Origin of the sequence: Paraburkholderia guartelaensis (assembly GCF_004353905.1) — a bacterium.
GTDB lineage: Bacteria > Pseudomonadota > Gammaproteobacteria > Burkholderiales > Burkholderiaceae > Paraburkholderia > Paraburkholderia guartelaensis.
On record NZ_SMOD01000020.1, the window covers coordinates 1 to 24889 of the forward strand.

23 protein-coding genes are annotated in these 24889 nt (G+C 65.5%); 9 read left to right on the plus strand and 14 right to left on the minus strand.

Annotated elements, in window-relative coordinates; translation table 11 throughout:
• Positions 1–230: ATP-binding protein (locus E1N52_RS24355; protein WP_165979312.1), on the plus strand; the 230-nt coding region annotated here is incomplete at its 5' end.
• Positions 231–308: 78 nt separating this feature from the next.
• Here the strand turns inward: E1N52_RS24355 and coaD are convergent.
• Together coaD and rsmD are read right to left on the minus strand one after the other, a co-directional pair.
• On the minus strand, positions 309–803 hold the full coding sequence (gene coaD / locus E1N52_RS24360; RefSeq protein WP_133185293.1) for a pantetheine-phosphate adenylyltransferase: 495 nt from the start codon (positions 801–803) through the stop codon (positions 309–311).
• A 108-nt stretch (positions 804–911) separates the two neighbouring features.
• Complete coding sequence (gene rsmD / locus E1N52_RS24365) at positions 912–1553, minus strand: 16S rRNA (guanine(966)-N(2))-methyltransferase RsmD (RefSeq protein ID WP_133185294.1); 642 nt, start codon at positions 1551–1553, stop codon at positions 912–914.
• Between the two features lie 296 nt (positions 1554–1849).
• Here rsmD and ftsY point away from each other — a divergent pair, with 296 nt between their 5' ends.
• Positions 1850–3016 (plus strand): signal recognition particle-docking protein FtsY, encoded by a 1167-nt coding sequence (ftsY, locus tag E1N52_RS24370; protein WP_133185295.1) that lies wholly within the window; start codon positions 1850–1852, stop codon positions 3014–3016.
• A gap of 97 nt (positions 3017–3113) precedes the next feature.
• On the opposite strand, the gene maiA is transcribed toward ftsY, so the two are convergent.
• Positions 3114–3761 (minus strand): maleylacetoacetate isomerase, encoded by a 648-nt coding sequence (gene maiA, locus E1N52_RS24375; RefSeq protein ID WP_133185296.1) that lies wholly within the window; start codon positions 3759–3761, stop codon positions 3114–3116.
• 44 nt (positions 3762–3805) lie between these two features.
• Complete coding sequence (locus E1N52_RS24380) at positions 3806–4504, minus strand: fumarylacetoacetate hydrolase family protein (RefSeq protein WP_133185297.1); 699 nt, start codon at positions 4502–4504, stop codon at positions 3806–3808.
• A 250-nt stretch (positions 4505–4754) separates the two neighbouring features.
• Here E1N52_RS24380 and ybiB point away from each other — a divergent pair, with 250 nt between their 5' ends.
• The 3 genes from ybiB (at position 4755) to leuA (ending at position 7949) form a co-directional block, all read left to right on the plus strand.
• Positions 4755–5717, plus strand: coding sequence for a DNA-binding protein YbiB (gene ybiB, locus E1N52_RS24385; RefSeq protein WP_133185298.1), 963 nt, complete (start codon positions 4755–4757; stop codon positions 5715–5717).
• A gap of 392 nt (positions 5718–6109) precedes the next feature.
• Positions 6110–6313 (plus strand): hypothetical protein, encoded by a 204-nt coding sequence (locus E1N52_RS24390; protein WP_110854400.1) that lies wholly within the window; start codon positions 6110–6112, stop codon positions 6311–6313.
• The gene (gene leuA, locus E1N52_RS24395; RefSeq protein ID WP_133185299.1) at positions 6303–7949 is read left to right on the plus strand and encodes a 2-isopropylmalate synthase; all 1647 of its coding nucleotides are present in this window, start codon (positions 6303–6305) and stop codon (positions 7947–7949) included. Before E1N52_RS24390 ends, leuA begins: the two co-directional genes overlap by 11 nt.
• Positions 7950–8099: 150 nt before the next feature.
• Here leuA and E1N52_RS24400 read toward each other — a convergent pair whose 3' ends face one another.
• Positions 8100–8483, minus strand: coding sequence for a nuclear transport factor 2 family protein (locus E1N52_RS24400; protein WP_042270104.1), 384 nt, complete (start codon positions 8481–8483; stop codon positions 8100–8102).
• Between the two features lie 577 nt (positions 8484–9060).
• Here E1N52_RS24400 and rpoH point away from each other — a divergent pair.
• The 4 genes from rpoH to cydB all read left to right on the plus strand — a co-directional run bounded on the left by rpoH (position 9061) and on the right by cydB (position 13238).
• Positions 9061–9996 (plus strand): RNA polymerase sigma factor RpoH, encoded by a 936-nt coding sequence (gene rpoH, locus E1N52_RS24405; protein WP_069264904.1) that lies wholly within the window; start codon positions 9061–9063, stop codon positions 9994–9996.
• Between the two features lie 192 nt (positions 9997–10188).
• On the plus strand, positions 10189–10491 hold the full coding sequence (cydP, locus tag E1N52_RS24410; protein ID WP_246089202.1) for a cytochrome oxidase putative small subunit CydP: 303 nt from the start codon (positions 10189–10191) through the stop codon (positions 10489–10491).
• Positions 10478–12064 (plus strand): cytochrome ubiquinol oxidase subunit I, encoded by a 1587-nt coding sequence (locus tag E1N52_RS24415; protein WP_133185300.1) that lies wholly within the window; start codon positions 10478–10480, stop codon positions 12062–12064. Before cydP ends, E1N52_RS24415 begins: the two co-directional genes overlap by 14 nt.
• Before the next feature lie 37 nt (positions 12065–12101).
• A complete protein-coding gene (gene cydB / locus E1N52_RS24420) occupies positions 12102–13238 on the plus strand; it encodes a cytochrome d ubiquinol oxidase subunit II (RefSeq protein ID WP_133185301.1) in 1137 nt (378 codons plus the stop codon).
• 83 nt (positions 13239–13321) lie between these two features.
• Here the strand turns inward: cydB and nagE are convergent, their stop codons facing one another.
• The 9 genes from nagE to E1N52_RS24465 all read right to left on the minus strand — a co-directional run bounded on the left by nagE (position 13322) and on the right by E1N52_RS24465 (position 24859).
• Complete coding sequence (nagE, locus tag E1N52_RS24425) at positions 13322–15079, minus strand: N-acetylglucosamine-specific PTS transporter subunit IIBC (RefSeq protein WP_133185302.1); 1758 nt, start codon at positions 15077–15079, stop codon at positions 13322–13324.
• A gap of 120 nt (positions 15080–15199) precedes the next feature.
• Complete coding sequence (gene ptsP, locus E1N52_RS24430) at positions 15200–17794, minus strand: phosphoenolpyruvate--protein phosphotransferase (protein ID WP_133185303.1); 2595 nt, start codon at positions 17792–17794, stop codon at positions 15200–15202.
• Positions 17795–17806: 12 nt separating this feature from the next.
• Complete coding sequence (locus E1N52_RS24435) at positions 17807–18814, minus strand: SIS domain-containing protein (protein ID WP_133185454.1); 1008 nt, start codon at positions 18812–18814, stop codon at positions 17807–17809.
• Positions 18807–19910, minus strand: a complete 1104-nt coding sequence (gene nagA, locus E1N52_RS24440) for an N-acetylglucosamine-6-phosphate deacetylase (RefSeq protein ID WP_133185304.1) — start codon at positions 19908–19910, stop codon at positions 18807–18809. Before nagA ends, E1N52_RS24435 begins: the two co-directional genes overlap by 8 nt.
• Before the next feature lie 96 nt (positions 19911–20006).
• Complete coding sequence (locus tag E1N52_RS24445) at positions 20007–20741, minus strand: GntR family transcriptional regulator (protein ID WP_133185305.1); 735 nt, start codon at positions 20739–20741, stop codon at positions 20007–20009.
• A 443-nt stretch (positions 20742–21184) separates the two neighbouring features.
• Positions 21185–21997 (minus strand): MetQ/NlpA family ABC transporter substrate-binding protein, encoded by an 813-nt coding sequence (locus tag E1N52_RS24450; protein ID WP_133185306.1) that lies wholly within the window; start codon positions 21995–21997, stop codon positions 21185–21187.
• A 191-nt stretch (positions 21998–22188) separates the two neighbouring features.
• A complete protein-coding gene (locus E1N52_RS24455; RefSeq protein ID WP_133185307.1) occupies positions 22189–22830 on the minus strand; it encodes an SCO family protein in 642 nt (213 codons plus the stop codon).
• 4 nt (positions 22831–22834) lie between these two features.
• Positions 22835–23740, minus strand: coding sequence for a heme o synthase (gene cyoE, locus E1N52_RS24460; RefSeq protein ID WP_133185308.1), 906 nt, complete (start codon positions 23738–23740; stop codon positions 22835–22837).
• Positions 23741–23749: 9 nt separating this feature from the next.
• Complete coding sequence (locus tag E1N52_RS24465) at positions 23750–24859, minus strand: COX15/CtaA family protein (RefSeq protein WP_133185309.1); 1110 nt, start codon at positions 24857–24859, stop codon at positions 23750–23752.
• Between the last annotated feature and the right edge of the window lie 30 nt (positions 24860–24889).

The following is a 24889-nucleotide window of genomic DNA, read 5'->3' on the forward strand; positions in this document are numbered from 1 at the left end:
AACTGCTGCAGACCCTCGTCCATCAACGCTACAAGCAACGCCGCAGCATCCTCGTCACGTCCAACCGCGTCGTCCAGGACTGGGGGCGCTACCTTCGCGACAGCACCATGGCTTCGACGATCCTTGACCGTCTGCTGCATCGCTCCAAACTCCTCGAGTTTGAAGGCAAGAGCTATCGTCTCCGTGAAGCCGCTGCCAGGCTTGCCGTCACTGAGGAATCCGACGCATAATCCGCTCGTCCTGCCTGGGGGAATTTAGCCGCCCACAAGTGGAGGAGTTTGAACTGCCCATCGGGGCGTTCACGCCTTCTAAACCGGGCCGCCCATCGAGGCCACCTTGTCCTGCAAGCGCTTTTCCACGGACGGAAACACGAACTTGCTCACATCGCCGCCCAACTGGGCGATTTCGCGCACGATCGTGCCCGAAATGAACTGATACTGGTCCGAAGGCGTCATGAACATCGTCTCGACGTCGGGCAGCAGGTAGCGGTTCATGCCCGCCATCTGAAATTCGTACTCGAAGTCCGATACCGCGCGCAGGCCGCGCACGATCACGCGTGCGTTGTTGGTGCGCACGAAGTCCTTCAGGAGCCCCTTGAAGCTCATGACCTGCACGTTCGGATAGTGGCCGAGCACCTCGTGGGCAATCTCGAGCCGCTCGTCGAGCGAGAAGAAAGGCTTCTTGTTGCGGCTGTCCGCAACGCCGACTACCAGCGTGTCGAAAATGCTCGACGCGCGCCGCACGAGATCTTCGTGACCGCGCGTGAGCGGATCGAAGGTACCGGGGTACACGGCGACTACCATGAGGCTTCTCCTCTCAACAGAAATGGGGCGCAATGCAGTGCCGTGGCGATGCATGCACACGTGCGTGCGTGACGGCCAAGCCGCCCGCCGCTTCTTATCGAACGCGCATTATTCCTCATTTTCGCGCTGCAGCAAATGATAGTGAACCGCACCCGCCCGGCCCTCGCGCACCACGCTCCAGCCCGCCAATGCGGGCCGCGCAGCCGGATCGATCTGCTCACCCGACTCCACGTAAAGCCAGCCGTCCGGGGCGACGAGCGGCGCGGCGAGTTCGAGCGAGCGCTCGAGCAGCGCGGTGTCGCCAAACGGCGGATCGAGGAACACCACATCGAACGAGCCTGGCGCGAGATTGGCCGCGAGGCGCAGTGCGTCGGCTTCTGCGATTTCGATCATGCGGGCGCCAAGGCGCGCCTGGTTCGAGCGCAGCTGCGCGGCAGCGCGCGCGCTGCGCTCCACCATCACGACACGTGCGGCGCCGCGCGAGGCCGCCTCGAAGCCGAGGCCGCCACTGCCCGCGAAAAGGTCGAGGCAACGCAGGCCGTCGAGGCGCTGGCCAAGCCAGTTGAAGACCGTTTCGCGCACGCGATCGGGGGTCGGGCGCAGACCATCGAGGTCGAGCACCGGCAGCGGCGTGCGCTTCCAGTCGCCGCCGATGATGCGGACTGTGTGCGCGCCACCGCCGCCACGTGAGCGCGGATCGGACTGGCTGGAGCGGCCGCCTTGGCCACGTGAAGATGAGGAACGGGTCATGCGTTGGATCGTACGGCTGCGTGCATTTGACCGCTGGCAGGTAATTTGCCGGCGGAACTCGACTGTGAGGTTCGACGCTTTCGCATCGCGCCCTCCAATGCGCGCACGTTACCACAGGGGCGCGCAGGTGCCTTGTGCGCGCCGCAACGCTCTACGGCGGGACCCCACGGCGATGCCGCAGCGACTCCAGGTAACGCGCCTGATAAAATGCCGTGTTTTCCGCGCGTTACCTCTTCCCATGCCGTCGCTGACCGCCCCTCGGTCCGACCCGCAGCGCGCCTGACCCACCCCAGACCATGTTCAGTTTCTTCAAACGATTCCGCGGCTCGAAGGATGCCGAGAACGCGCCGGCCGAAAACGTGCAGGACGAAGCCACCCTCGAGGCGCCGGACGAGGCCATTGACGCGCCCGCCAGCGCGGAGCGCCAAGCGTCACCTGAGTCGCCCGCACCGTCCGTTCCACCGGCAATGACCGCTCCGGCCGAGCCGCAGCCAGCCGCCGACGACAACGACGAACCGGAAGCCGTCGAAATCGTCCCGCCGCCCGCGCTCGAGCCCGAAGCCAAACAATCGTGGCTCAAGCGCCTGAGGTCGGGGCTCTCGAAAACCGGCTCGAATATCCAGAGCATCTTCGTCAACGCGAAGATCGACGACGATCTCTACGAAGAGCTCGAAACGGCGCTGCTGATGTCGGATGCGGGCGTCGATGCGACCGAGTATCTGCTCGAAACGCTGCGCCAGAAGGTACGCGCCGAGCGCCTGACCGACGCGCAGCAGGTGAAGAATGCCCTGCGCGAGCTGCTCATCGGCCTGCTCAAGCCGCTCGAAAAGTCCCTCATGCTCGGCCGCGCGCAGCCGCTCGTGATGATGATCGCGGGCGTGAACGGCGCGGGCAAGACCACGAGCATCGGCAAGCTCGCCAAACATCTGCAAAGCTTCGACCAGAGCGTGCTGCTCGCCGCCGGCGACACGTTCCGCGCCGCCGCGCGCGAACAGCTCGCCATCTGGGGCCAGCGTAACAACGTGACGGTCGTGCAACAGGAAAGCGGCGACCCGGCCGCGGTGATCTTCGACGCCGTGAGCGCCGCGCGCGCGCGCCGCATCGACGTGGTGATGGCCGACACCGCGGGCCGCCTGCCCACGCAATTGCACCTGATGGACGAGCTGAAGAAGGTCAAGCGCGTGATCGGCAAGGCGTTCGACGGCGCACCGCACGAGGTGCTGCTGGTGATCGACGCGAACACGGGCCAGAACGCGCTCGCGCAGGTCAAGGCCTTCGACGACGCGCTCGGCCTCACCGGCCTCATCGTCACGAAGCTCGACGGCACCGCCAAGGGCGGCATTCTCGCGGCGATCGCGCGGCAACGCCCGATCCCCGTGTATTTCATCGGCGTGGGCGAAAAGGTCGAAGACCTGCAGCCGTTCGTGGCCGAAGAGTTCGCCGACGCGCTGCTTGGCAGCTGATAGCGCGTAATTACCCGGCTTTAGATGTACGAAGGGCGTCGTTCTCACGAACGACGCCCTTTTTCATTGGTGCGGCCAGCGTAAGCCGGTCAGACGCTCACTCCGTATCCGGCTGCACACCCGGCGCGGCGCGCGCGAACGCGTCGAGCGTGAGCGCGTAGTCGTTGATGCGCTGAATGGTCGGGTAACGCGTCGTGTCGATCTTGAAGCGGTTCGCGTTGTAGACCTGCGGCACGATGCAAAGATCGGCGACGCTCGGCGTATCGCCGAAAGCGAGCTTGCCGGTGCGCGGATCGCTGGCGAGCCGCTGTTCGAGCGTCGCGAAGCCCGCCTCGATCCAGTGGCGATACCACGCGTCTTTCGTCGCGTCGTCCGCGCCCACGGTGTGCTTGAGGTACTTGAGCACGCGCAGGTTGTCCACCGGATGAATCTCGCACGCCACCTGCAGCGCGAGCGAGCGCACGTGAGCGCGATCGATCGGCGACTTCGGCAGCAGCGGCGGCTCGGGATGCGTCTCTTCCAGATACTCGATGATCGCGAGCGACTGCTGAAGCGTGTGCCCCTCGTCGTCGACGAACGACGGTACGATCGCGTCGGGATTCACCTGGCGGTAGGCCGGCTTGAGCTGCTCGCCGCCGTCGCGCACGAGGTGAACCGGCACGTACTCGTACGGCAGGTTCTTCAGATTCAGCGCAATGCGCACTCGATACGATGCCGAACTGCGGAAATAGCTGTAAAGCTTCATGCTCCTCTCTTGCTCCTCTTGAATCGTGATGCGGTCTGCGCCGCTCAGACGACCCGCACGGCGAATTCGCCGATGCCTGCCACACCGCCCGTCATCAGATCGCCCTTGACCACGGCGCCCACGCCTTCGGGCGTGCCCGTATAGATCAGGTCGCCGGCCTTCAGCTCGAACAGCGTCGAAAGGAACGCAATCGTGTCGGCAACCGGCCAGATCATCTGCGAGATGTCGGAGCGCTGCTTCTCCTCGCCGTTGACCGCGAGCCAGATTTCGCCTTTCGCGAGCTGACCGATCCTGGAAACCGGATGGATCGGGCCAATGGGCGCCGAGTGGTCGAAGCCCTTGGCCGTATCCCACGGACGACCGAGCTTCTTCGCCTCGCCCTGCAAGTCGCGGCGCGTCATATCGAGGCCGAGCGCGTAGCCAAACACGTGGTCGAGCGCGCTCGCGACCGGAATGTCCTTGCCGCCCTTGCCGATGGCCGCGACGAGTTCCATTTCGAAGTGCACGTTCTGCGATTGCGCAGGGTACGGAAATTCGGCGGTCGAGCCGGGCGCAACGTAGAGCACGGCGTCGGCGGGTTTGGAGAAGAAGAACGGCGGTTCACGGTTCGGATCGTGGCCCATCTCGCGCGCATGCGCTTCGTAGTTGCGGCCAACGCAATAGATGCGCCGCACCGGGAAACGCGTGTCGGTGCCTGCCACCGGCACCGAGGCGAGCGCCGCCGGTTCGAATACGTACGTCATGGAGTTCTCCGTCTTTGTAATGGGGCGTGCGCGAGGCACGGGGGCCTGTCTATCGCACGGCTTGCGCCGTCAGAACAATCGCGAGTGTAACGCGCGACGGTGCGCATGCGCGGCGGAGTCTTCAAGCGGGTCGCCCAGGTGGGCGCGGGCGTGCCCGGCGAGGCACGGCGTGCTCGTGCGATACTTCTCGCATCCCCATTTCAATATGACGGCGGCCCGCCGCACGCCGTCGAACGAATCGCGCTCGCCCATGACCACCGCCGACTCCACCGACATCTTTCCGTGCGCCCGCTTCATCAAGGAGATCGGCCGCGGACCGCACGGCGCCCGCTCGCTCTCGTCCGAAGATACGCACGCCCTCTACGCCGCCATGCTCGACGGCCGCGTGCCCGAGCTGGAACTCGGCGCGGTGCTGCTCGCCTACCGCCTCAAGGGCGAAACCGCGGATGAGCTGGCCGCCATGCTCTCCGCTGCGCACGCCTCGTTCACTCCGCTCGCGGTGCCGCGAGGAGACTATCGGCCTGTGTCGATCCCAAGCTACAACGGCGCGCGCAAGCAGCCGAATCTCGTGCCGCTGCTCGCTTTGCTGCTCGCGCGCGAAGGCGTGCCGACGCTCGTGCACGGCGTCGTCACCGATCCGGGCCGCGTGACGAGCGCGGAAATCTTCGCGGCGCTGAATCGTCCCGAAGCACGCGATCACGCCGAAATCGAGGCGCAACTGGCGTCGAGCCGCGTAGCGTTTTCGTCGATCGAAACACTCGCGCCCAAACTCGCGCGCCTGCTCTCGATGCGCCGGCGCATGGGCGTGCGCAACTCCACGCATACGCTCGTGAAGCTGCTGCAGCCGTTCGCGGAGCCGGGCCTGCGTCTCGTGAACTACACGCACCCGCCGTACCGCGAAAGCCTGAGCGCCCTCTTCGCGGCGCATCCGGAAGCGGCGGTGGGCGGCGCGCTGCTCGCGCGCGGCACCGAGGGAGAAGCCGTCGCCGACACCCGCCGCCAGGTGCAGGTCGACTGGCTGCACGACGGCATCTGCGAAACGCTGGTCGAACCGGAGCGCTCGTCGCCTGGCGCGCCCGAAATCGATCTCCCCGAAGGCCGCGACGCACCGACTACAGCCGCCTGGATCGACGCCGTGTTGCGCGGCGAAGCGCCGGTGCCCGAGGCGATCACGCGCCAGATCGAGACGATCAAGCGCATCGCAAAGCGCTGACGATCGACCAGGAACCACGTCGCCCAATCCGCTGAAAACCGTGCGGGGCGGGCAACCCGCGCGCCCCGCCACAAGCGAATCGGCGTGCTTCGTCTGCCATCTTCAGGCATCTTCACGCGGCTATTCTGCAAATTCGCTGTTGACACGCGCGTCCGCCCTGATTTACATTGGACGAATGCGTTCCTACCCGAACACCCTCCGAATTACCCTCGGCCGACTATCGGCCCTATCGCTACGCCTAGCCTAACGCTGGTGTAGCGCCGCAACGACCACCTCCTCCGGTCACCGCGGTCCTCCCAAAGCAGTTTTCGCAGTACCCCAAATCCGCAGTATCTCTACAACCTGTCGTCTGCATTCGTCCGCTTACCGTTCGGACGAGTCGCGAGGTCAAAATGCACGTTGCATGGGCATCGTTCACGTCCGCTTTCGCCGCGCCGGTTACCGCCGTCACCGTGGCCGTCTTCTTCGCGTCCGAGGTTGCCGCCCGTACGCGTGAAGTTTCGCGCATCGTGCTCCGTCGCCAGCCCGCCAACCGCCCGCTGCCGACCGCCATCGCAAACGACACCATGAAGAACGAGGCTCGTCATGTTGCGTAATCCCGCCGAGAAGTACCGCCCCTTCCCCGCCATCCGCTTGAACGGCCGCAAATGGCCGACGCGCACTGTCGAGCACGCACCGATCTGGATGAGCACCGATCTGCGCGACGGCAACCAGTCGCTGATCGAGCCGATGAGCATCGAGCAGAAGACCGAATTCTTCGAGATGCTCGTCGCGATTGGCTTCAAGGAAATCGAAGTCGGCTTTCCGTCCGCTTCGCAGACCGACTTCGATTTCGTGCGCAAGCTGATCGACGAAAAGCGCATTCCCGACGACGTGACGATCGAAGTGCTCGTGCAGTCGCGCGAAGAATTGATCGCACGCACGTTCGAAGCGCTCGAAGGCGTGCCGCGCGCAATCGTCCACCTTTACAACGCGATCTGCCCGTCGTTCCGCAAGATCGTGTTCGGCCAGTCGAAGGATGAAGTGAAAGCGCTCGCGGTCGAAGGCACGCGCATCATCCGCGAACACGCCGACAAGAACCCGCAAACGCACTGGATTTACCAGTATTCGCCCGAAACCTTCAGCATGACCGAGCTGACCTTCGCGCGCGAAGTCTGCGACGCAGTGGCCCAGACGTGGCGCCCGACGCGCGATCACAAGATGATCGTGAATCTTCCGGCGACCGTCGAAGCGGCGATGCCCAACGTCTACGCCGACCAGATCGAGTGGATGGACCGCAATCTCGCGTACCGCGACAGCATCGTGCTTTCGGTGCATCCGCATAACGACCGCGGCACGGCAGTGGCCGCCGCCGAAATGGCGCTGCTCGCGGGTGCGGACCGTATCGAAGGCTGCCTCTTCGGCAACGGCGAGCGCACCGGCAACGTCGATCTCGTCACGCTCGCGATGAACCTCTACACCCAGGGCATCGACCCGGGCCTCGACTTCTCGGACATCGACGCCGTGCGCCGCGTCGTCGAGCGCTGCAACCAGCTGCCCGTGCATCCGCGCCATCCGTACGCGGGCGACCTCGTGTTCACGGCGTTCTCGGGCTCGCACCAGGACGCGATCCGCAAGGGGTTCGCGCAGCAGCAGCCCGACGCCGTCTGGGAAGTGCCCTATCTCCCGATCGATCCCGCCGATCTCGGCCGCAGCTATGACGCCGTGATCCGCGTGAACAGCCAGTCGGGCAAGGGTGGCGCGACCTATCTGCTCGAGCGCGGCATGGGTTTCACGCCGCCGCGCCGCGTGCAGATCGAGTTCAGCCACGCCGTGCAGACCGTCGCCGATACGTCGGGTGAAGAGATCACGGGCGATGCGGTCTGCGCACTCTTCGCGCGTGAGTACTTCGAAACGCGCGGGCCGGCTGTCAACGCCGGTTCGGGTCGTGTGCGCTGGGAAGGCCGTGAAGTGGCGATGCCGGCTGGCGCGAGCATCGACGAAGCGCATGCGCAAGCCGTCGCCGCCGCCATCGCGGCAATGGCCGGCGAGCACATTGAAATCACGTCATTCGAGACCGAGCGCACGTCGCAGGGCGGCACAGCAGTGTTCGTCGGCGCACGCGTAGGCGGCCAGCCACTGCGCCACGGCGTGGGCGTGGGCGAGGACGCGGTCCATGCGTGCGTCGCGGCAGTGGTCAGCGCGGTGAATCGCGCGGTCTGGCCGCATGTGGATCGGCGCGCGGCGGCCTGACGCTTTGCGCGCGTATCGCGCGCAAAGCGCGAAGCAGTTTGAGTTTCAGCAGGGAAATCGGCGGCATTGTTGAGCGCCGGCGGCAAAACGGGCCGCCGGCGTGCGCCTGAAGCGCCTAAGCAGCGTTTCAGCGAGTGGACTTACCGGTCATCACTCGATCGCGCAACGCGTCGCCTGCCATGCGAGCAGACGCCAGTGTCCCCCTTCCTGCGTCTGGATCGCCGTATAGGCAATAGGAAAGAGCAGCGCACCGTTGTTCGCTTCCATCTCGATGAGCACGCGGCCGGAGACCACGCAGGCCTCGTTGCCCGCGTGCAGCACGTCCTGCGACTGGATCTCGATCTGGCGGTAGCGTCGGCGGCCCGCTGTGATCGCCTCGATGAACTGCTGCTTGGTCTCGCGTTTGCCGTTGGTGTGGACGAAGGTCGCGTGATCGGACAGCAACTGGTCCAGCGACGTGCCGTCGCCGTCGACCATCGCGCGAAAGCGCTCGCGCTCAAGTCCGCGAATCGCATCGATTAATTTTGCCGCCATCGCTCGAGCCCCTTGCGCGTTGGCCCGCGCCTGAGCGCAGATCTCCGCCGAAGATTTTCTGCATACGTCTGGCTGAAATTTATACCAGGTTTTGGCGCAAGGATACTTGCGATCAAAGACATCGCCTCCATGTATGGTGCATAGGCCACGCGCCCGGTGAAAACTGCGCCTGGCAGTAGCGACATCCCCGCGGCCGCGCCCGGATGTCGCAGCGCAGCACTTTCCGCCTTGTCCGATGTCTATTTCTCAGATTCTGTGGCAAGGTCCTGGCGCTGCGCGGCCCTTCGAGCGTCGCTGAGTCCACCCCTTATTTCCCGTGCCCTTCGCGCCGGACTGCTGTCCCGTTCTAGAGTGTTCCTTCGGCCTGCCCCCTGCGCGGGCCTGCGCCGGGCGCCAGGCCCCGCCCTGCTTGACTGCCGGCGTTTAGTGTAATCTATCGATACAACCATTTCGATAGGAATCAAGGAACCTTGAAGCCCCTACAGACTCCAAGTATTAGCACTCGGGGATTCAGAGTGCTAACATCCACCGTGGAGTCGGTGTCTGACTTTTGCAAGATTCCTGAGGAGTTCGCTACGTGAGCAACGCAATGACCATGACCCTTCCGAGTACGCTGAGCCCGTCGTCGGCCAAGGCCGGGGGCTCATTGGCGCTCGCGAATGCTTCCCTGTTGCCCGGCCAGCTGGGCAACATCGACGCCTATATTCAGGCCGTGAACCGGATCCCGATGCTGACGCCGCAAGAAGAGCGTCAGTTCGCGACCGAGTTTCGCGAGCAGAACAATCTTGAAGGCGCGCGCCGCCTGGTGCTTTCGCACCTGCGCCTCGTGGTGTCGATCGCGCGTAATTATCTCGGCTACGGCCTGCCGCACGCCGACCTGATCCAGGAAGGCAACATCGGCCTGATGAAGGCCGTGAAGCGCTTCGACCCCGAGCAGAACGTGCGCCTCGTGTCGTACGCCATGCACTGGATCAAGGCTGAGATCCACGAATACATCCTGCGCAACTGGCGCATGGTGAAGGTCGCCACGACCAAGGCGCAGCGCAAGCTGTTCTTCAACCTGCGCAGCCACAAGCAGGGCCTGCAGTCGTTCACGCCGGAAGAAATCGACGGCCTCGCGCAGGAACTGAACGTGAAGCGCGAAGAGGTCGTGGAGATGGAAACGCGCCTCTCGGGCGCCGACATCGCGCTCGAAGGCCAGACCGAAGACGGCGAAGAGTCGTTCGCCCCGATCGCCTGGCTCGCCGACTCGCACAGCGAGCCGAGCGCCGTGCTCGCCGCACGTTCGCGCGACCGCCTGCAGTCGGACGGCATTGCGAGCGCCCTGGAAGCGCTCGACGCACGCAGCCGCCGCATCATCGAGGCGCGCTGGCTCAATGTGGACGACGACGGTTCGGGCGGCTCGACCCTGCACGAACTGGCCGACGAGTTCGGCGTTTCGGCCGAGCGCATTCGCCAGATCGAGGCGAGCGCCATGAAGAAGATGCGCACCGCGCTCGCCGACTACGCGTAAGCGTCGCCGCCAGGTCTCAACGGCACACCGAAAACCCCGTTCCTGCGAACGGGGTTTTTTCTTTTGCGCGCCCCGCAAGCTGCGCACCTTCGCACCGGCCTCGCTGATTCCACCCTAAGATGATTTCGAGGTGGTGAGCCAGAGTCCGCGCCGCGGTCTGGCCTCGTACCGCGTTCGAGGGCACCTGTCGCCATGATCCCGGCATCCGGTCAACGCCAGCGCACATCGTCGTTGCTGCGCACGCGCATCCTCCAGTGGATGCGCGGCCCCACCTTCGCGCGCGATATTGCCCTCGTTCTCGCCGTCAAGCTCGTCCTCCTGGTGGCGCTCAAATACGCGTTCTTCAATCACCCGCAGGCAGAAGACATGAACATGCCGCCTGCCGCTGTCGCGCAGGCCATCCTGGCCGTGCCCGAGTCTACGGCGCTCAAGCCGTCAGCGTCCCAATCCCAGACCATGCCGCCCCCGCGAGGAGACCGTCATGCCCACGATTGAATCGGTCGAACTCTCGCGTCTTCAGTTCGCCATCACCGCGCTCTACCACTTCCTGTTCGTGCCCCTCACGCTCGGCCTCTCGTGGCTGCTCGTCATCATGGAGTCCGTCTATGTGATGACCGGCAAGGAGATCTATAAGGACATGACGCAGTTCTGGGGCAAGCTCTTCGCCATCAACTTCGCGATGGGCGTCACCACCGGCCTCACGATGGAGTTCCAGTTCGGCACCAACTGGTCGTACTACTCGCACTACGTGGGCGACATTTTCGGCGTGCCGCTCGCCGTGGAAGGGCTCGCGGCGTTCTTCCTCGAATCGACCTTTGTGGGAGTGTTTTTCTTCGGCTGGAATCGCCTGTCGAAAGGCGCGCACCTCTTCACCACGTTTCTCGTCGCGCTCGGCTCGAACCTCTCGGCACTGTGGATTCTCATTGCCAACGGCTGGATGCAGAACCCCGTGGGCGCGTCGTTCAACTACGAAACCATGCGCATGGAACTCACCAGCCTGTTCGCGGTAATCTTCAACCCCGTCGCGCAGGTGAAGTTCGTGCACACGGTTTCGGCCGGCTACGTGACGGCGTCGATGTTCGTGCTCGGCATTTCGTCGTGGTACCTGCTGCGCCGGCGCGACGTCGAGTTCGCGCTGCGCTCGTACGCGATCGCCGCGGGCTTCGGCCTTGCGTCCACGCTATGCGTGCTGATCCTCGGCGACGAATCGGGCTACACCGACGGCGTGGTGCAGCAGGTCAAGCTCGCCGCCATCGAGGCCGAATGGGAAACCGCGCCCGCCCCCGCGCCGTTCACGCTATTCGGCCTGCCTAACCAGAAGGAAGAGCGCACCGACTACGCGATCCGCATTCCCTGGCTGATGGGTATCATCGCCACGCGCTCGATCGACACGCCCGTGATCGGCCTGAAAGACCTGATGGGCCGCGCCGAGGTGCGCATCCGCAATGGCATGCTCGCCTACGCCGCGCTGCAAAAGATGAAGGAAGGCACCGCCGACACCGAAACGCGCGACGTGTTCGAGGCGCACAAGGCCGATCTCGGCTACGGCCTGCTCTTGAAGCGGTTCACGCCGAACGTGGTCGACGCGACGTCCGAGCAGATCAGGGCCGCGTCGCGAACGGCGATTCCGGCCGTCGCGCCGGTGTTCTGGTCGTTCCGCGTGATGGTGGGTCTCGGCATCCTCTTTCTCGTGACCTTCGTACTCGCCTTCTGGTTCTGCGCGCAGCGCTCGCTGCTCAAGGACAGCCGCCGCTGGTTCCTCGGCTGGGCGCTGGTGGCGATCCCGCTGCCGTGGCTCGCCGCCGAGTTCGGCTGGGTCGTCGCGGAAACCGGCCGCCAGCCGTGGACCATCGCGGAAGTGCTGCCCACGCGTCTTTCGGCTTCGAGCCTCGCACCCGGCGACGTGATGCTGAGCATCGCGGGCTTCGTGATCTTCTACACGCTGCTCTTCATCATCGAGATCACGCTGATGTTCAAGTACGCGCGCCTCGGGCCTTCGTCGCTGCATACCGGTCGCTACTTCCACGAGCAGACGGCCGCGCTGGCCACCAGCGGCAAGGTCTCGTGATCGCTGCAAGACACCGAAAGACGCGAGGAAACACGCCATGGACTACGCAACGCTCAAGTTGATCTGGTGGGTGCTGATCGGCGTGCTGCTGATCGGCTTTGCGCTCACCGACGGCTTCGACATGGGCGCGGCCGTGCTGCTGCCCTTCATCGGCAAGACCGACGAGGAGCGCCGCATCGTCATCAACGCGGTCGGCGCGACTTGGGAAGGCAACCAGGTCTGGTTCATCACCGCGGGCGGCGCGATGTTCGCCGCGTGGCCGCTCGCCTATGCGGCGTCGTTCTCGGGCTTCTACTTCGCCATGCTGCTCGTGCTGTTCTCGCTGTTTTTTCGTCCCGTGGGCTTCGACTATCGCGGCAAGCGCGTCGATGTGAGATGGCGTCAGGGCTGGGACTGCGGTCTTTTCATCGGCGGCTTCGTGCCCGCGCTCGTGTTCGGCGTGGCGTTCGGCAATCTGCTCCAGGGCGTACCGTTCGCGTATGACACGGACCTGCGCGTGACGTATCACGGCAGCTTCTTCGCACTCCTCAATCCGTTCGCGCTGGTCTGCGGACTGGTGAGTCTTTGCATGCTCACCGCTCACGGCGCGGCGTTCCTGAAGAGGAAGACCGATGGCGTCGTCGCCATGCGCGCCTCGAAGGCGCTGCGGCTTTTCTCGGCGCTCACGATCGTGTTGTTTCTCGTGGCGGGGGCGCTCGTGGCGACGCTCATCGGCGGCTATACGATCACGTCGCCGGCGCCTTTGGACACAGTGGCCAATCCGCTCCTGAAGAGCGTCGATTCGGGGCCCGGGCTCTGGCTCGCGAACTACGGACTCTATCCGTGGATGGCGCTCGCCCCTGCCGTGGGCGTGCTGGGCGGCGTGCTCGCGTTCGCACTCGCAAGTTCGCGCTTCGAGCGGCTCGCGTTCCTGAGCACGGCGTTGCAGATCGTCGGCGTGATTCTGACTGCGGGCTTTTCGATGTTCCCGTTCATCATGCCCTCGTCGCTCGACCCGCGTTCGAGCCTCACCGTCTGGGACGCAACATCGAGCAAGATGACGCTCGAGATCATGCTGGTGGCCGTCATCATTTTTCTGCCGATCGTGCTCGCCTACACCGCGTGGGTCTATCGCGTGATGCGCGGCAAGATCACCGCCAGCGCGATACAGGACAACCACCATACGCTGTACTGAGCGCCCAGGCGACTGAGCGGCGCTGGAAACAAAAACGCCGCGGCAGGTGCCGCGGCGTTTTTCACAGGCATACAGCGAATCGATTACGCCGGCTGGAGCGCCAGTTCGCGTGCATAGCGCGGCGCGGCGTCGCCGACCACGATGTGCAGCGTATCGACCGAAGTCCACACGACGTCGAGCGCGCCGAGCTTCTCGCGATCCACGGCCGCCGGGTCGCGCACGATCACGCGCAGGCGCGTAGTCGCCACCGCGTCGAGCGAAACGATGTTGGCAACGCCGCCGAACACCGCGAGCCAGCGCGACGGATTCGGATCGAGCGGGCCTTGCGCGATATCCGCGCTCGCGTTCGCCTGGGCAGCCTGAACGGCCTGACCCGCAGGCTGCGCAGCCGCCTTGACGGCCGCCGCACCGCCGCGTGCGATCTCGCCGCGGATCTCATCGGCGATCATGTCCGCCTCCGGCCCGATGACGACCTGCACGCTTTCGCCGCCGCGCTTGAGCACACCGCGCGCGCCGATCGCCTTCAACGCCGGCTCGGAAACATGCGCCGGATCGGCCACCGTGAGACGCAGACGCGTCGTGCAGGCGTCGACCACCTTGAGGTTGGCCGCGCCGCCCAGCGCATCGATGTAACGCGCAGCACGCGAGAGCGATGCGGCTGTTGCCGCGCCGCCAGCAGCCACCGCAACGCCCGACATCGACGATGCGATTGCCGTATCGCCCGCCGAGGCTTCACGGCCCGGCGTGGGCAGATTGAAGCGGCGGATGAAGAAGCGGAACAGCCCGTAGTACACGACCGCATAGACCACGCCGAGCGGAATCGCATACCAGCCGTGCGTGGAGAGCCCGTAGTTCAGCACGTAGTCGATCGCGCCCGCCGAGAACGTGAAGCCGAGCTTGATGCCGAGCAGCGAGCAGATTGCGAGCGACAGCCCCGTGAGCACCGCGTGGATCGCGTAGAGCACAGGCGCGAGGAACATGAACGTGAACTCGATCGGCTCGGTCACGCCCGTGAGGAACGAGGTGAGCGCCATCGAAAACAGCAGGCCGCCCACCATCGCGCGCTTGTCCTTCGGTGCTTCGTGCAGCATCGCGAGACACGCTGCCGGCAGGCCGAACATCATCACCGGGAAGAAGCCGGCCATGAAGCTGCCCGCCGTGGGGTCGCCCGCGAAGAAGCGGTGCAGGTCGCCCGTGACGGCCGCGCCGCCGGCTGCCGGCGTGAACGAACCGAACACGAACCACACGAGCGAGTTGAGGATGTGGTGCAGACCCGTGACGAGCAAGAGCCGGTTGAGCAAGCCGTACACGAAGGTGCCGATCGCGCCAGCCGTCGTAAGCCAGTGGCCGGCGGTGTCGATCACGCCCTGCACCGGTCCCCAGATGTAGCCGAACACGATACCGAGCACCAGACACGTGAGCCCCGTGACGATCGGCACGAAGCGTTTGCCGCCGAAGAACGCGAGGAACTCGGGCAGCTTGATGTCCTTGAAGCGGTTGTACAGCATGCCCGCGACGACACCGGCCACCACGCCCGACAGCACGCCCATGTTGAGCTTGTCGTTGATGTCCTTCATCACGGCGGTCTGGACGAGATAGCCCAGCGCACCCGCGAGGCCGGCGACGCCGTTGTTGTCTTTCGCAAAGCCCACTGCAATGCCGATCGCGAACAGCAACGGCAGGTTATCGAAGATCGCGCCGCCCGCGTCGGCGATGATCTTGATGTTGAGCATGTCGGCCTGGCCGAAGCGAAGCAGGATGCCGGCGACCGGCAGCACTGCGATGGGAAGCATCAGCGCGCGGCCGAGGCTTTGTATCTTGAGAAACGGATTGCCATCCATTGAACTGCCTCCAGTCTCTATCTCTTGCTTGACGTTTGTGGGTGAGAGAAGCCGGCGCGCGATCGCTGCGCACGCCGGCGTGTTTCTAAGGATTGCTTCGGGTGGGTAAAACAGAAAGCATCAATCGTGCGGCCAGCTTTCGCGGCTTGCCGCACGTACGGCTTGCGCCGATTCGAGTGCGAGTGCGTTCTGCGCGCGCTGGCGGCAGTCGCTGTAGTCGAGCTTGCGCACACGCGCCTTGATCGACGGCACCGAAACCGGATCGACGGAAAGCTCCGTCACACCGAGGCCGACGAGCAGCGGCACCGCGAGCGGATCGCCCGCCAGCGCGCCGCACACGCCGACCCACTTGCCGTGCTTGTTCGCGCCCTCGACCGTCGCTGCCACGAGACGCAGCACGGCCGGGTGCAGCCCGTCGGCTTGCGCCGCGAGGTCAGGCTGGCAACGGTCCATCGCGAGCGTGTACTGCGTAAGGTCGTTGGTGCCGATCGAGAGGAAATCTGCGTGGCGCGCAAGCTGGTCCGCGAGCAGCGCTGCCGAGGGCACCTCGATCATCACGCCCACTTCGATCGGCTCCGTGCGGCCCGCTTCGCGTGCGAATGTGTCGATGCGCTCGCGCAGGCGCACGAGTTCGCCCACGTCGGTCACCATCGGCAGCAGGATGCGCACCTTGCCCGCCGGCTTCACGGCGACGAGTCCACGCAGCTGGTCGTCCAGCAGATCGGGCCGCACCTGCGCGAGGCGGATGCCGCGCAGACCCAGCGCCGGATTCGGCTCGGGCGGCAGCGTGAGATAGTCGACTTCCTTGTCCGCGCCCACGTCGAGCGTGCGGATGATCGCCGTGCGGCCCGCGAGTGCGTCCGTGATGGCCTGGTAGCTCTGAAGATGTTCCTCCACCGTCGGCGCGGCCTGGCGATGGATGAAGAGCAGCTCCGTGCGCAGCAGGCCCACGGCGTCGGCGCCGTTATCCACCGCCGTGTTGGCGTCTTCCAGCGTCGCAATGTTCGCGGCGACTTCCACCGCGTGGCCGTCGCGCGTGGCTGCGGCCTCGTGCGACGTGCGGCGGTTCGCTTCGCGCACGCCAGCCTGGCGCTGCTTTTCGCTGCGCGCGCGTTCGATGTCGAGCGCGCTCGGCGTGTACGCAAAGCGGCCGGCACTCGCATCGATGACGACTTCGGTGCCCTCGGGCACCGCATGCAGCGCGTCGCCGAGCGCGACGAGCGCGGGAATGCCGGCCTGGCGCGCGATGATCGAAGCGTGCGAGGTCGCACCGCCGCGCGCCATCACGAGCGCCATCACGCGCTTGCGGTCGAGCGAGGCGAGATCGGAAGGCGTGAATTCGTCGGCGGCGAGCACGGCTTCGTCGGGCAACGCACGCGCGGCCGCGTTCGACAGACCGAGTGCGCGCAGCACGCGCTTTTCGAGGTCGCGCAGGTCGGCTGCGCGTTCCGCGAGCAGCGGATCGTCCACCTTGCCGAGCACCGCGATCTGCGCGCGGATCGCCTCGCGCCACGCGTAGCCCGCGCTCTTGCCAAGGCTGATCGCGTCGCGTGCGGCGTCGACGAGCGTCGGGTCTTCGAGCAGCACGCGGTGCATCGTGAAGATGCCCGCCTCGCCAATCGCGCCGCGCTGCGAAGCCGTGCGCACGCTCTGGTTCAGCTCGGCGTCCACCGCGGCGATTGCCTTGTCGAGCGCGCGGCTTTCCGCGGCCGAGGTGCCGCTCGCGAGTTCGGGTGGCGTGAGTTCGGCTTCGTCCCAGCGCACGAGCTTGCCCACCGCGACGCCCGGCGCCGCGCACACGCCCGCGAGCACGCCCGGCTCGGCAGACGACGCCACGGCGGCCGCGGCCTCCTGCATCACGGGCGCAGGCGACTGCTGCCGAGCCGGCGCTTCACCGCCCTCGCCGGGCGCTTCGCGCAGGAGTTCGCCCGCAACGGCGTCCACGGCGCGCTGCGCCTCCTTGCCGATGCCGACGAGTTCGATGGTCGCGCCCTCGCCCGCGCCGAGGGCGAGCAGGCCGACGACGCTCTCGATGGCGGACTTGCGTTCGCCAAAGCGGACCTCGACACGCGCGTCGATGCCGCGCACCGCTTCGCGCGCGCGCGCCGCGGGCCGCGCATGGAGGCCGCCCGCATGCGTGAGCGTGACGCTGCGGCGCACTTCGTTCGCAATCAATTCATGGGCGGCGGCGATCTCCGCGCCGTCACGCACGCGCAGCACGAGCAGCGCGGACTTGCCCGCTTCGACCTGACCCGCGCCTGCGCGCTCGATCACTTCGAATGCGTCCGAATTGGCGATCGCGACGACCGAAACGAGGCTCGGCGCATTGCACGCCACCACGTCGAGATCGAACTCGATCAATGTGTCGCCGAGCCGCACCTGCGCGCCCTGCGCGACCTTCGGCGTGAAGCCCTTGCCGTTCAGCTCGACGGTGTCGATGCCGACGTGCACGAGCACCTGTGCGCCTTCGGCCGATTGCAGCGTGACCGCGTGGCCGGTGCGTGCGAGATGCACGACGATGCCGTCGCAAGGCGCGACGACGCGGCCGGCGAGCGGATCGATGCCAATGCCGTCGCCGAACAACCCTTCCGAAAACACCGGATCGGGCACCGACGCGAGCGGCACGACCGGCCCGGTAAGCGGAGAGACCAATACGATATGCCCCTCGACGCGAGTATGCGGATCCATCAGGCGAGACTCCTCGATGCGTTCCATTCGCTTTCCAATCTAGTGTGTTTCGGTGACTTTGTTCAGGTAACGCGGCTCGTCAGGATTGCGGCCGCGCGCGGCGGCAAGGCCCGCCGCCATCACGTAGAACGACAAAATCGCCGCGATGGGATCGAGTGCCGCATCGGCAGCCGTTTCGAGCGGCAGCGCAGCGCCGGCCACGTCGGCGGGCGCCGCGAGCAGCACGCGCGCACCGCGCTTTTCCATGTCGCGGGCGAACTCGATCAGACCCGCCTGCTCCGGCCCGCGCGGTGCGAAGACGAGCAGCGGGTAATCGCGGTCGATCAGCTCCATCGGGCCGTGGCGCACTTCGGCGCTCGAAAACGCTTCGGCCTGAATGCCCGAGGTTTCCTTGAGCTTGAGCGCGGCCTCCTGCGCAACGGCGAGGCCCGGACCGCGGCCGATCACAATCATCTGTTTCACGTCGCGCAATTCTTCGATGGCCTTCGACCAGTCGAGCGTGCCCGCGCGATCGAGCGCATCGGGCAGCGCGCGCACGGCGTCGAGGAACGCGACGTCGCGCTGCCAGAAACCGACGAGCTGCGCCGACATCGCGAGCATCGCGATATAGCTCTTGGTGGCCGCCACACTCAGCTCGGGACCGGCGAGGAGCGGCAGCTCCGTACCGGCGGCCTCGGCGAGCGGCGAGCCCGCGACGTTGACCATCGCCGCCGTCAACGCGCCGGCTTCGTGCAGCGCCTTCATCGTCGCGACGAGATCAGGACTCCTACCCGATTGGGAGAAAGCAAGGGCAAACTGGCCGCGCACACGTAAGGGCGCCTGCTGGAGCGTCGCGATCGACATCGGCAGCGTGGCCACCGGTATGCCGATGCGGCTCATGGTGAGCGCAGCGAAATAGCTCGCCGCGTGGTCCGAACTGCCGCGCGCGACGGTGAGCGCGACGTGGCGCGGTTCGGCCTCCAGCGCGCGGGCGAGCGCCTCGACACGCGAGGTGTCCGCGAGCTGCGCGGCGACGACGCTGGCCGAGGCCAGCGCTTCTTTAAGCATATTCGACAATCGATTCTCCTTCGACATAGGTCGCGGTGAGCGCCAGTTCGCGATCGAACACATTGACATCGGCCCATGCGCCGCGCACGAGGCGGCCACGGTCTTCGATGCCGAGGTAGTCGGCGGCATAGCGCGACAGACGCGCGGACACGTCCGCGATCGGCAGGCCGATCGAAACGAGGTTGCGCAGCGCCTGGTCCATGGTGAGGGTGCTGCCCGCGAGCGTGCCGTCGGCAAGACGCACGCCGCCAAGACACTTCGTCACGTGCTGGCTGCCAAGGCGGTATTCGCCGTCGGGCATGCCGGTGGCCGAGGTGCTGTCGGTCACCACATAAAGACGCGGAATGGCGCGCAGCGCAGCGCGGATCGCGCCGGGATGCACGTGCAGCAGGTCCGGAATGATCTCCGCGTACTCGGCATGTGCGAGCGCCGCGCCGACCACGCCCGGATTGCGATGATGCAGCGGCGACATCGCGTTGAAGAGGTGCGTGAAGCCGCAGGCGCCATGCTTGAGCGCCGCCACGGCGTCGTCATAGGTCGCGAGCGAGTGGCCGATCTGCACGCGCACGCCGCGCGCCGCCATCTCGCCGATGATCTCGATATGGCCCGCGATCTCGGGCGCCACGGTCACCACGCGAATCGGCGCGATCGAGAGGTACTTGAGCACCTCGTCGAGCACGGCCGAAACCGCGGCGTCGGGCTGCGCGCCGAGCTTGCCCGGATTGATGTACGGGCCTTCGAGGTGCACGCCCAGTACGCGCGCGCCGCCCGCCGTGCGGTTGCGCGTGACGTTGCCGAGGCCCGCGACCACGTTCATCAGCTCCTCGCGCGGGGCGGTCATGGTCGTGGCGAGCAGGCTCGTGGTGCCGTAGCGGGCGTGGGTGCGCGCGATGGTTTCGATCGCGTCGCCGGCTTCCATGACGTCGGCGCCGCCGCCGCCGTGCACGTGCAGGTCGATGAAGCCCGGCAGGATGTAGGGCGCGTCGTTCTTCGCCGGATCGGTGGCCTCGCCCGTGATCGCGGTGATGCGTCCGTTCTCGAACGACAGCGTGCCGTGGATCCAGCCTTCAGGGGTGAGTATGTTTCCGCTCAGCATGAGAGTTTTCCGATGAGGCGCATCAAAGCGCGGAAGGACGTTTCGGTGACGTGCATGAGAGAGATTGCGGCGGCGTTGCGTTCCCGCGGGCGGCGCTCATTGGCGCAGCTCCGCAACGAAGTCGTAATAGCCGTCGCGGCAATAGGTGTCGGTCAGTTCGATGGCGCGCTGATCGGCGGAAAAGCCCACACGCGTGATGACGAGCAGCGCCGCGCGCGGCTCGACGCCCATCAGCGCGGCGATCTCGCCCGTCGCGTTGACCGCGCGAAAGTGCTGCAGGGCGCGTACCACGGGCACGCGGCGCTGCTCCAGATACGCATACAACGAGCCCTCGATGGCTTCCGGGTCCGGCACGATCGACACGGGCAGCGCCGAATGCTCGACAGCCATCACGGTGCCGTCGGCGCGGCGCAAGCGGCGCAGGCTCGCGACCGAGGCGCCGGGCGACAGACCGAGCTGCACGATCTCCTCGCGGTGCGCGGGCCGGACCTCGCGCGCGAGCCACACCGAGTCGGGCGTGAAGCCGCGCTGCTCCATTTTCTTCGTGAAGCCGGTGAGGCGCGAAAGCGGATCTTCCACGCGCGGCGTGATGAAACTGCCCGCGCCGCGCGCGCGCCGGATCAGCCCCTGCTCCACGAGCAGCTCGATCGCCTTGCGCGCGGTGATGCGCGACACGCCGATGGCGTCCGACAGCGTGCGCTCCGAGGGCAGCGCCTCGCCGGCCGACCACACGCCACAGTGAATGGCCGTGGCAAGGTTGCGCGCCAGCTGCAGATAGAGCGGCGTCACATTGCGCGCATCGGGCATCAGGGCAGACCAACGGGTTTCCATGGACTTGGCGCCAGCGGTTGGACGATCGTGGGGGGCCGGACGGGCATGCTGCGTGGCAGTGCCGATTGTGCAGATTGGTCCGGTGCGAAAGCGAGCCCATTATATAACCACAATAAGACCAGTCAACAGATGCCGGCCTGTCGCGAAACTTCAAAAAATATCTTTATAAATCAATATATTGCACGAACACACAAGGCTTCAAGCAAGAGCAATTTGGCATCAGGATTTACCCTGGCGTGGTATCTGTGGGCTCCGGAATGGGACCAGAGTGGCATCCACAGGTTATCTGACATAGTCCACTGTAGTACCGCCGTAGGACCAGGATGTGACTTCGGCAGGAATGGCCACGCGCAATAAAAAACGCCGTGGCGATTGCCACGGCGTTCGGGTCCTGCTGGGCTCCCGCGTCGATTAGACGCAGGCGACCGCTACTCGAATGTCCCTTAGAACGACGGAACCATCGAGCCCTTGAACTCGTTCTTGATGAACTGGCGCACGTCTTCCGACTGGTAGGCGGCAACCAGCTTCTTCACCCACGGCTTGTCCTTGTCCTGGGTGCGAACGGCGATCAGGTTCGCGTACGGGCTGTGGATGTCCTCGATTGCGATGGCGTCCTTGGTCGGCTGCAGGCCGGCTGCGAGCGCGTAGTTCGTGTTGATCACGGCGGCGTCCACGTCGCCGAGCGCGCGCGGAAGCTGCGCGGCGTCGAGTTCGACGAGCTTGATCTTCTTCGGGTTTTCGGCGACGTCGAGCGGCGTCGCGTTGTTGCCGTTCGTGCCCGCGCCAGCGCGCAGCTTGATGAGGCCCTTGTTTTGCAGGAGCAGCAGCGCGCGGTTTTCGTTCGACGGGTCATTCGGCACTGCGACCTTCGCGCCTTGCGGCAGATCGTTCAGCGATTTGAGCTTCTTCGAGTACACGCCGATGGGCGAGATGTACGTGAGACCTGCGTTCACGAGCTTATAGCCGCGCTGCTTGATCTGGCTGTCGAGATACGGGCCGGTCTGGAAGCTGTTGGCGTCGAGGTCGCCGGCGTCGAGCGCGGCGTTCGGCTGCACGTAATCGTTGAATTCGATGACCTTGACGTTCAGACCTTCGCGCTTGGCGACCTTCTGGACGACAGCCCAGACTTGCGCGTCCGGACCCGAAACGGTGCCGACCTTGATGACCTGGTCGTCGGCGCGGGCGCCGAAGCTGGCTGCGAGCGTGGTGGCGGCAATGCCGGCGAGGAGTGCTTTAATCAGATTTCTGCGCTGCATGGAGATGATGTACCTGCGTGGTTTTGGTATTGCTCCGGTTCCGCGGCGTTGTGCGCCGTCTGCCGGACGATATAAATCGTCTCATATGGAACCGGTAGCGGGAAATAATGAATTCGCATACTGGTATGCCTGCGCGGCCCTGAAGCGCGCGGCGAGTGCTCGCCTCTCGAGGCGAGCACGCCGGTATTCCCTTAGTCGGGATTCGAGCCGAGGAGGATCTTCAGATCGTGCAGCCAGGGCGTGACGCCCTGCCCGTCGCGCGCGAAGAGGCGCAGCTTGCCGGTCGTGTCGAACACGTAGCTCGCGGCGGTGTGGTCCATCGTGTAGCTATCGGGCGTATTGCCCGGCACCTTCGCGTAGTACACGCGGAAATCCTTCGCCACCTGCTTGAGCTGGTCGTCGTTGGCCGGACGCAGCCCAATGAAGGTCGGATTGAACGCGGCCGTGTACTGGCCCAGGATCTGCGGCGTGTCGCGCTCGGGATCGACGGTGACGAACAGCACTTGCACGCGCTTCGCCGCATCGGGCCCCAGTTGCTGGAGCGCCTGCGAAAGCTCGGCCATCGTGGTCGGGCAAACATCCGGACAGTGCGTGTAGCCGAAGAACAGCACGACCACCTTGTCCTTGAAGTCGGCGAGCGTGCGCGTCTTGCCGCTGGTATCGGGCAGCGCGAAGTCCTTGCCGAACTGGGTATTGCCGGTGATGTCGAGGTTCGAGAACGAGGGCGGCTGCTGGCCGCAGCCCTCGAGAACCAGCGTGCCGCCGAGCGCGCCTGCAGCAGCAAGCGCGACGACCGTGGCGCGCACGAAGCGCGCAAGCGTGCGGTGGGCCATGTCGTTACGCCGCGATGAGCGCATGCACGTAATGGTCGACGAGCAGCGCCACGAACAGCAACGAGAGGTAGACGATCGAATAGCGGAAAGTCTTGCGCGCCAGTGCGTCGGAATACTCGACGTAGATCTTCCACGCGTAAGCGAGGAACACGGCGCCGAGCAGCACGGCCGAAGCCAGGTACATCACGCCGCTCATGCCCGAGATGTACGGCATCAGCGTGACCGCGAACAGGATCACGGTATAGAGCAGGATATGCAGACGCGTGTACTTCTCGCCGTGCGTGTTGGGCAGCATCGGCAGGCCGGCGTTTTCGTAGTCCTTGCGGCGGTAGAGCGCGAGGGCCCAGAAGTGCGGCGGCGTCCACACGAAAATGATGAGCACGAGAATCCAGGCGTCGCCGGGCACGTGGCCCGTCACCGCGGCCCAGCCGAGCGCCGGCGGCATGGCGCCCGAGGCGCCGCCGATCACGATGTTCTGCGGCGTGGCCGGCTTGAGCAGCAGCGTGTAGATGATCGCGTAGCCGATGAAGGTCGCGACCGTGAGCCACATGGTGAGCGGATTGGTGAACGTGTACAGCACCCACATGCCGAGGCCGCCGATCACCGCCGAGAAGATCAGGATTTGCGTGCTCGTGATCTCGCCGCGCGCCGAAGGACGCCAGGCGGTGCGACGCATGCGCGCATCCACCTTTTGCTCGACCAGACAGTTGATCGCGAAGGCCGCGCCGGCCGTGAGCCAGATGCCGACGGTGCCGCCGATCAGCTGCTTCCAGGGCACCATGCCCGGCACGGCGAGGAACATGCCGATGACGGCGCAAAACACGGCAAGCTGCGTGACGCGCGGCTTGGTGAGCGCGAGATATTGGGAAATCCGGCTACCGGGCGTCTGGGATAGGGTTGTACTTTCCATAGGGCGGGATCACACCGCAGCGGTGTCGCGCGCAGGGAGAACGGCGCGGCCGGGGCGGCTACAAGCAATTCGAAAGTTTAGCACGACGACCAAAAGCAGCAGGATCGCCGCGCCACCGTTGTGTGCCACTGCTATGGGCAGCGGCCACTGCAGCACGATGTTGGATAGCCCTGTCAGAAATTGGATAAAGATGACGATCATGATCCAATTTGCCGGGCGTCGCAGCGAGACATAGCGTCGCAACTTGAGGGCGAACCATACCAGATAAGCGATAACGACGAACGCGAACGTGCGGTGCGTCCAGTGGATCGCGACGAGCGCGTCTTGCGTGATCACGTCGCCGTTGCCGTCCATGCCGAGCGCGCGCCACAGGTGGAAGCCGTGATGGAAATCCATCGGCGGAATCCAAGCGCCGTTGCAGGTCGGGAAGTCAGTGCAGGCGAGCACCGCGTAGTTCGTGCTCACCCAGCCGCCCAGCGCGATCTGCAAAACGAGCAGCACGAGCGCCGCCAGCGCGGCCACACGCCAGCGCGCGGCGTCGGGTTCGTACTCGGGCAACGGCGTCATGCGCGCGGCAAGCCACGCAAGCGAGCCGAGCAGCGTGAGGCCGAGCAGGAGATGCGTCGTGACGATGATGGGTTGCAGCTTCATGGTCACCGTCCACGCGCCGAATACGCCCTGCACGAGGATCAGTCCGAGCAGCGCGGTGGGCCACCACGGCGACACGTGCAGCGGCAGGCGCTTGATGCGCGCGCGCCAGGCAATCGCCATCTGCGCAATGATCAGGACACCGATAGCCATGGCGAAATAGCGGTGGATCATCTCGATCCATGCCTTCGTCATGCTCACGGGGCCGCTCGGCATGGCGAGATGCGCTGCGGCAATCTGCACATGCGCGATGAACGGCGACGAGGTGCCGTAGCAACCCGGCCAGTCAGGACAGCCGAGGCCCGAGTCGGTCAGACGCGTAAAGCCGCCGAACATCACGAGGTCGAGCGTCATGAACGTCGTGAGCCACACGAGCTTGCGAAACTTGTTGTCGTCGGCCTTCACCCAGACCCACGAGAGCGGCAGCAACGCGATGCACAGGCCAATCAGGCCCAGCTCCAGGATAAACATCTCTCTTACTCTTCTCTGTCAGACTCGCGC

Excerpts from the sequence above, each read along its gene's own strand:
- coaD (WP_133185293.1), bottom strand. The coding sequence starts at position 803 with ATGGTAGTCGCCGTGTACCCCGGTACCTTCGATCCGCTCACGCGCGGT.
- rsmD (WP_133185294.1), bottom strand. The coding sequence starts at position 1,553 with ATGACCCGTTCCTCATCTTCACGTGGCCAAGGCGGCCGCTCCAGCCAG.
- ftsY (WP_133185295.1), top strand. The coding sequence starts at position 1,850 with ATGTTCAGTTTCTTCAAACGATTCCGCGGCTCGAAGGATGCCGAGAAC.
- maiA (WP_133185296.1), bottom strand. The coding sequence starts at position 3,761 with ATGAAGCTTTACAGCTATTTCCGCAGTTCGGCATCGTATCGAGTGCGC.
- E1N52_RS24380 (WP_133185297.1), bottom strand. The coding sequence starts at position 4,504 with ATGACGTACGTATTCGAACCGGCGGCGCTCGCCTCGGTGCCGGTGGCA.
- ybiB (WP_133185298.1), top strand. The coding sequence starts at position 4,755 with ATGACCACCGCCGACTCCACCGACATCTTTCCGTGCGCCCGCTTCATC.
- E1N52_RS24390 (WP_110854400.1), top strand. The coding sequence starts at position 6,110 with ATGCACGTTGCATGGGCATCGTTCACGTCCGCTTTCGCCGCGCCGGTT.
- leuA (WP_133185299.1), top strand. The coding sequence starts at position 6,303 with ATGTTGCGTAATCCCGCCGAGAAGTACCGCCCCTTCCCCGCCATCCGC.
- E1N52_RS24400 (WP_042270104.1), bottom strand. The coding sequence starts at position 8,483 with ATGGCGGCAAAATTAATCGATGCGATTCGCGGACTTGAGCGCGAGCGC.
- cydP (WP_246089202.1), top strand. The coding sequence starts at position 10,189 with ATGATCCCGGCATCCGGTCAACGCCAGCGCACATCGTCGTTGCTGCGC.
- E1N52_RS24415 (WP_133185300.1), top strand. The coding sequence starts at position 10,478 with ATGCCCACGATTGAATCGGTCGAACTCTCGCGTCTTCAGTTCGCCATC.
- cydB (WP_133185301.1), top strand. The coding sequence starts at position 12,102 with ATGGACTACGCAACGCTCAAGTTGATCTGGTGGGTGCTGATCGGCGTG.
- nagE (WP_133185302.1), bottom strand. The coding sequence starts at position 15,079 with ATGGATGGCAATCCGTTTCTCAAGATACAAAGCCTCGGCCGCGCGCTG.
- ptsP (WP_133185303.1), bottom strand. The coding sequence starts at position 17,794 with ATGGAACGCATCGAGGAGTCTCGCCTGATGGATCCGCATACTCGCGTC.
- E1N52_RS24435 (WP_133185454.1), bottom strand. The coding sequence starts at position 18,814 with ATGCTTAAAGAAGCGCTGGCCTCGGCCAGCGTCGTCGCCGCGCAGCTC.
- nagA (WP_133185304.1), bottom strand. The coding sequence starts at position 19,910 with ATGCTGAGCGGAAACATACTCACCCCTGAAGGCTGGATCCACGGCACG.
- E1N52_RS24445 (WP_133185305.1), bottom strand. The coding sequence starts at position 20,741 with ATGGAAACCCGTTGGTCTGCCCTGATGCCCGATGCGCGCAATGTGACG.
- E1N52_RS24450 (WP_133185306.1), bottom strand. The coding sequence starts at position 21,997 with ATGCAGCGCAGAAATCTGATTAAAGCACTCCTCGCCGGCATTGCCGCC.
- E1N52_RS24455 (WP_133185307.1), bottom strand. The coding sequence starts at position 22,830 with ATGGCCCACCGCACGCTTGCGCGCTTCGTGCGCGCCACGGTCGTCGCG.
- cyoE (WP_133185308.1), bottom strand. The coding sequence starts at position 23,740 with ATGGAAAGTACAACCCTATCCCAGACGCCCGGTAGCCGGATTTCCCAA.
- E1N52_RS24465 (WP_133185309.1), bottom strand. The coding sequence starts at position 24,859 with ATGTTTATCCTGGAGCTGGGCCTGATTGGCCTGTGCATCGCGTTGCTG.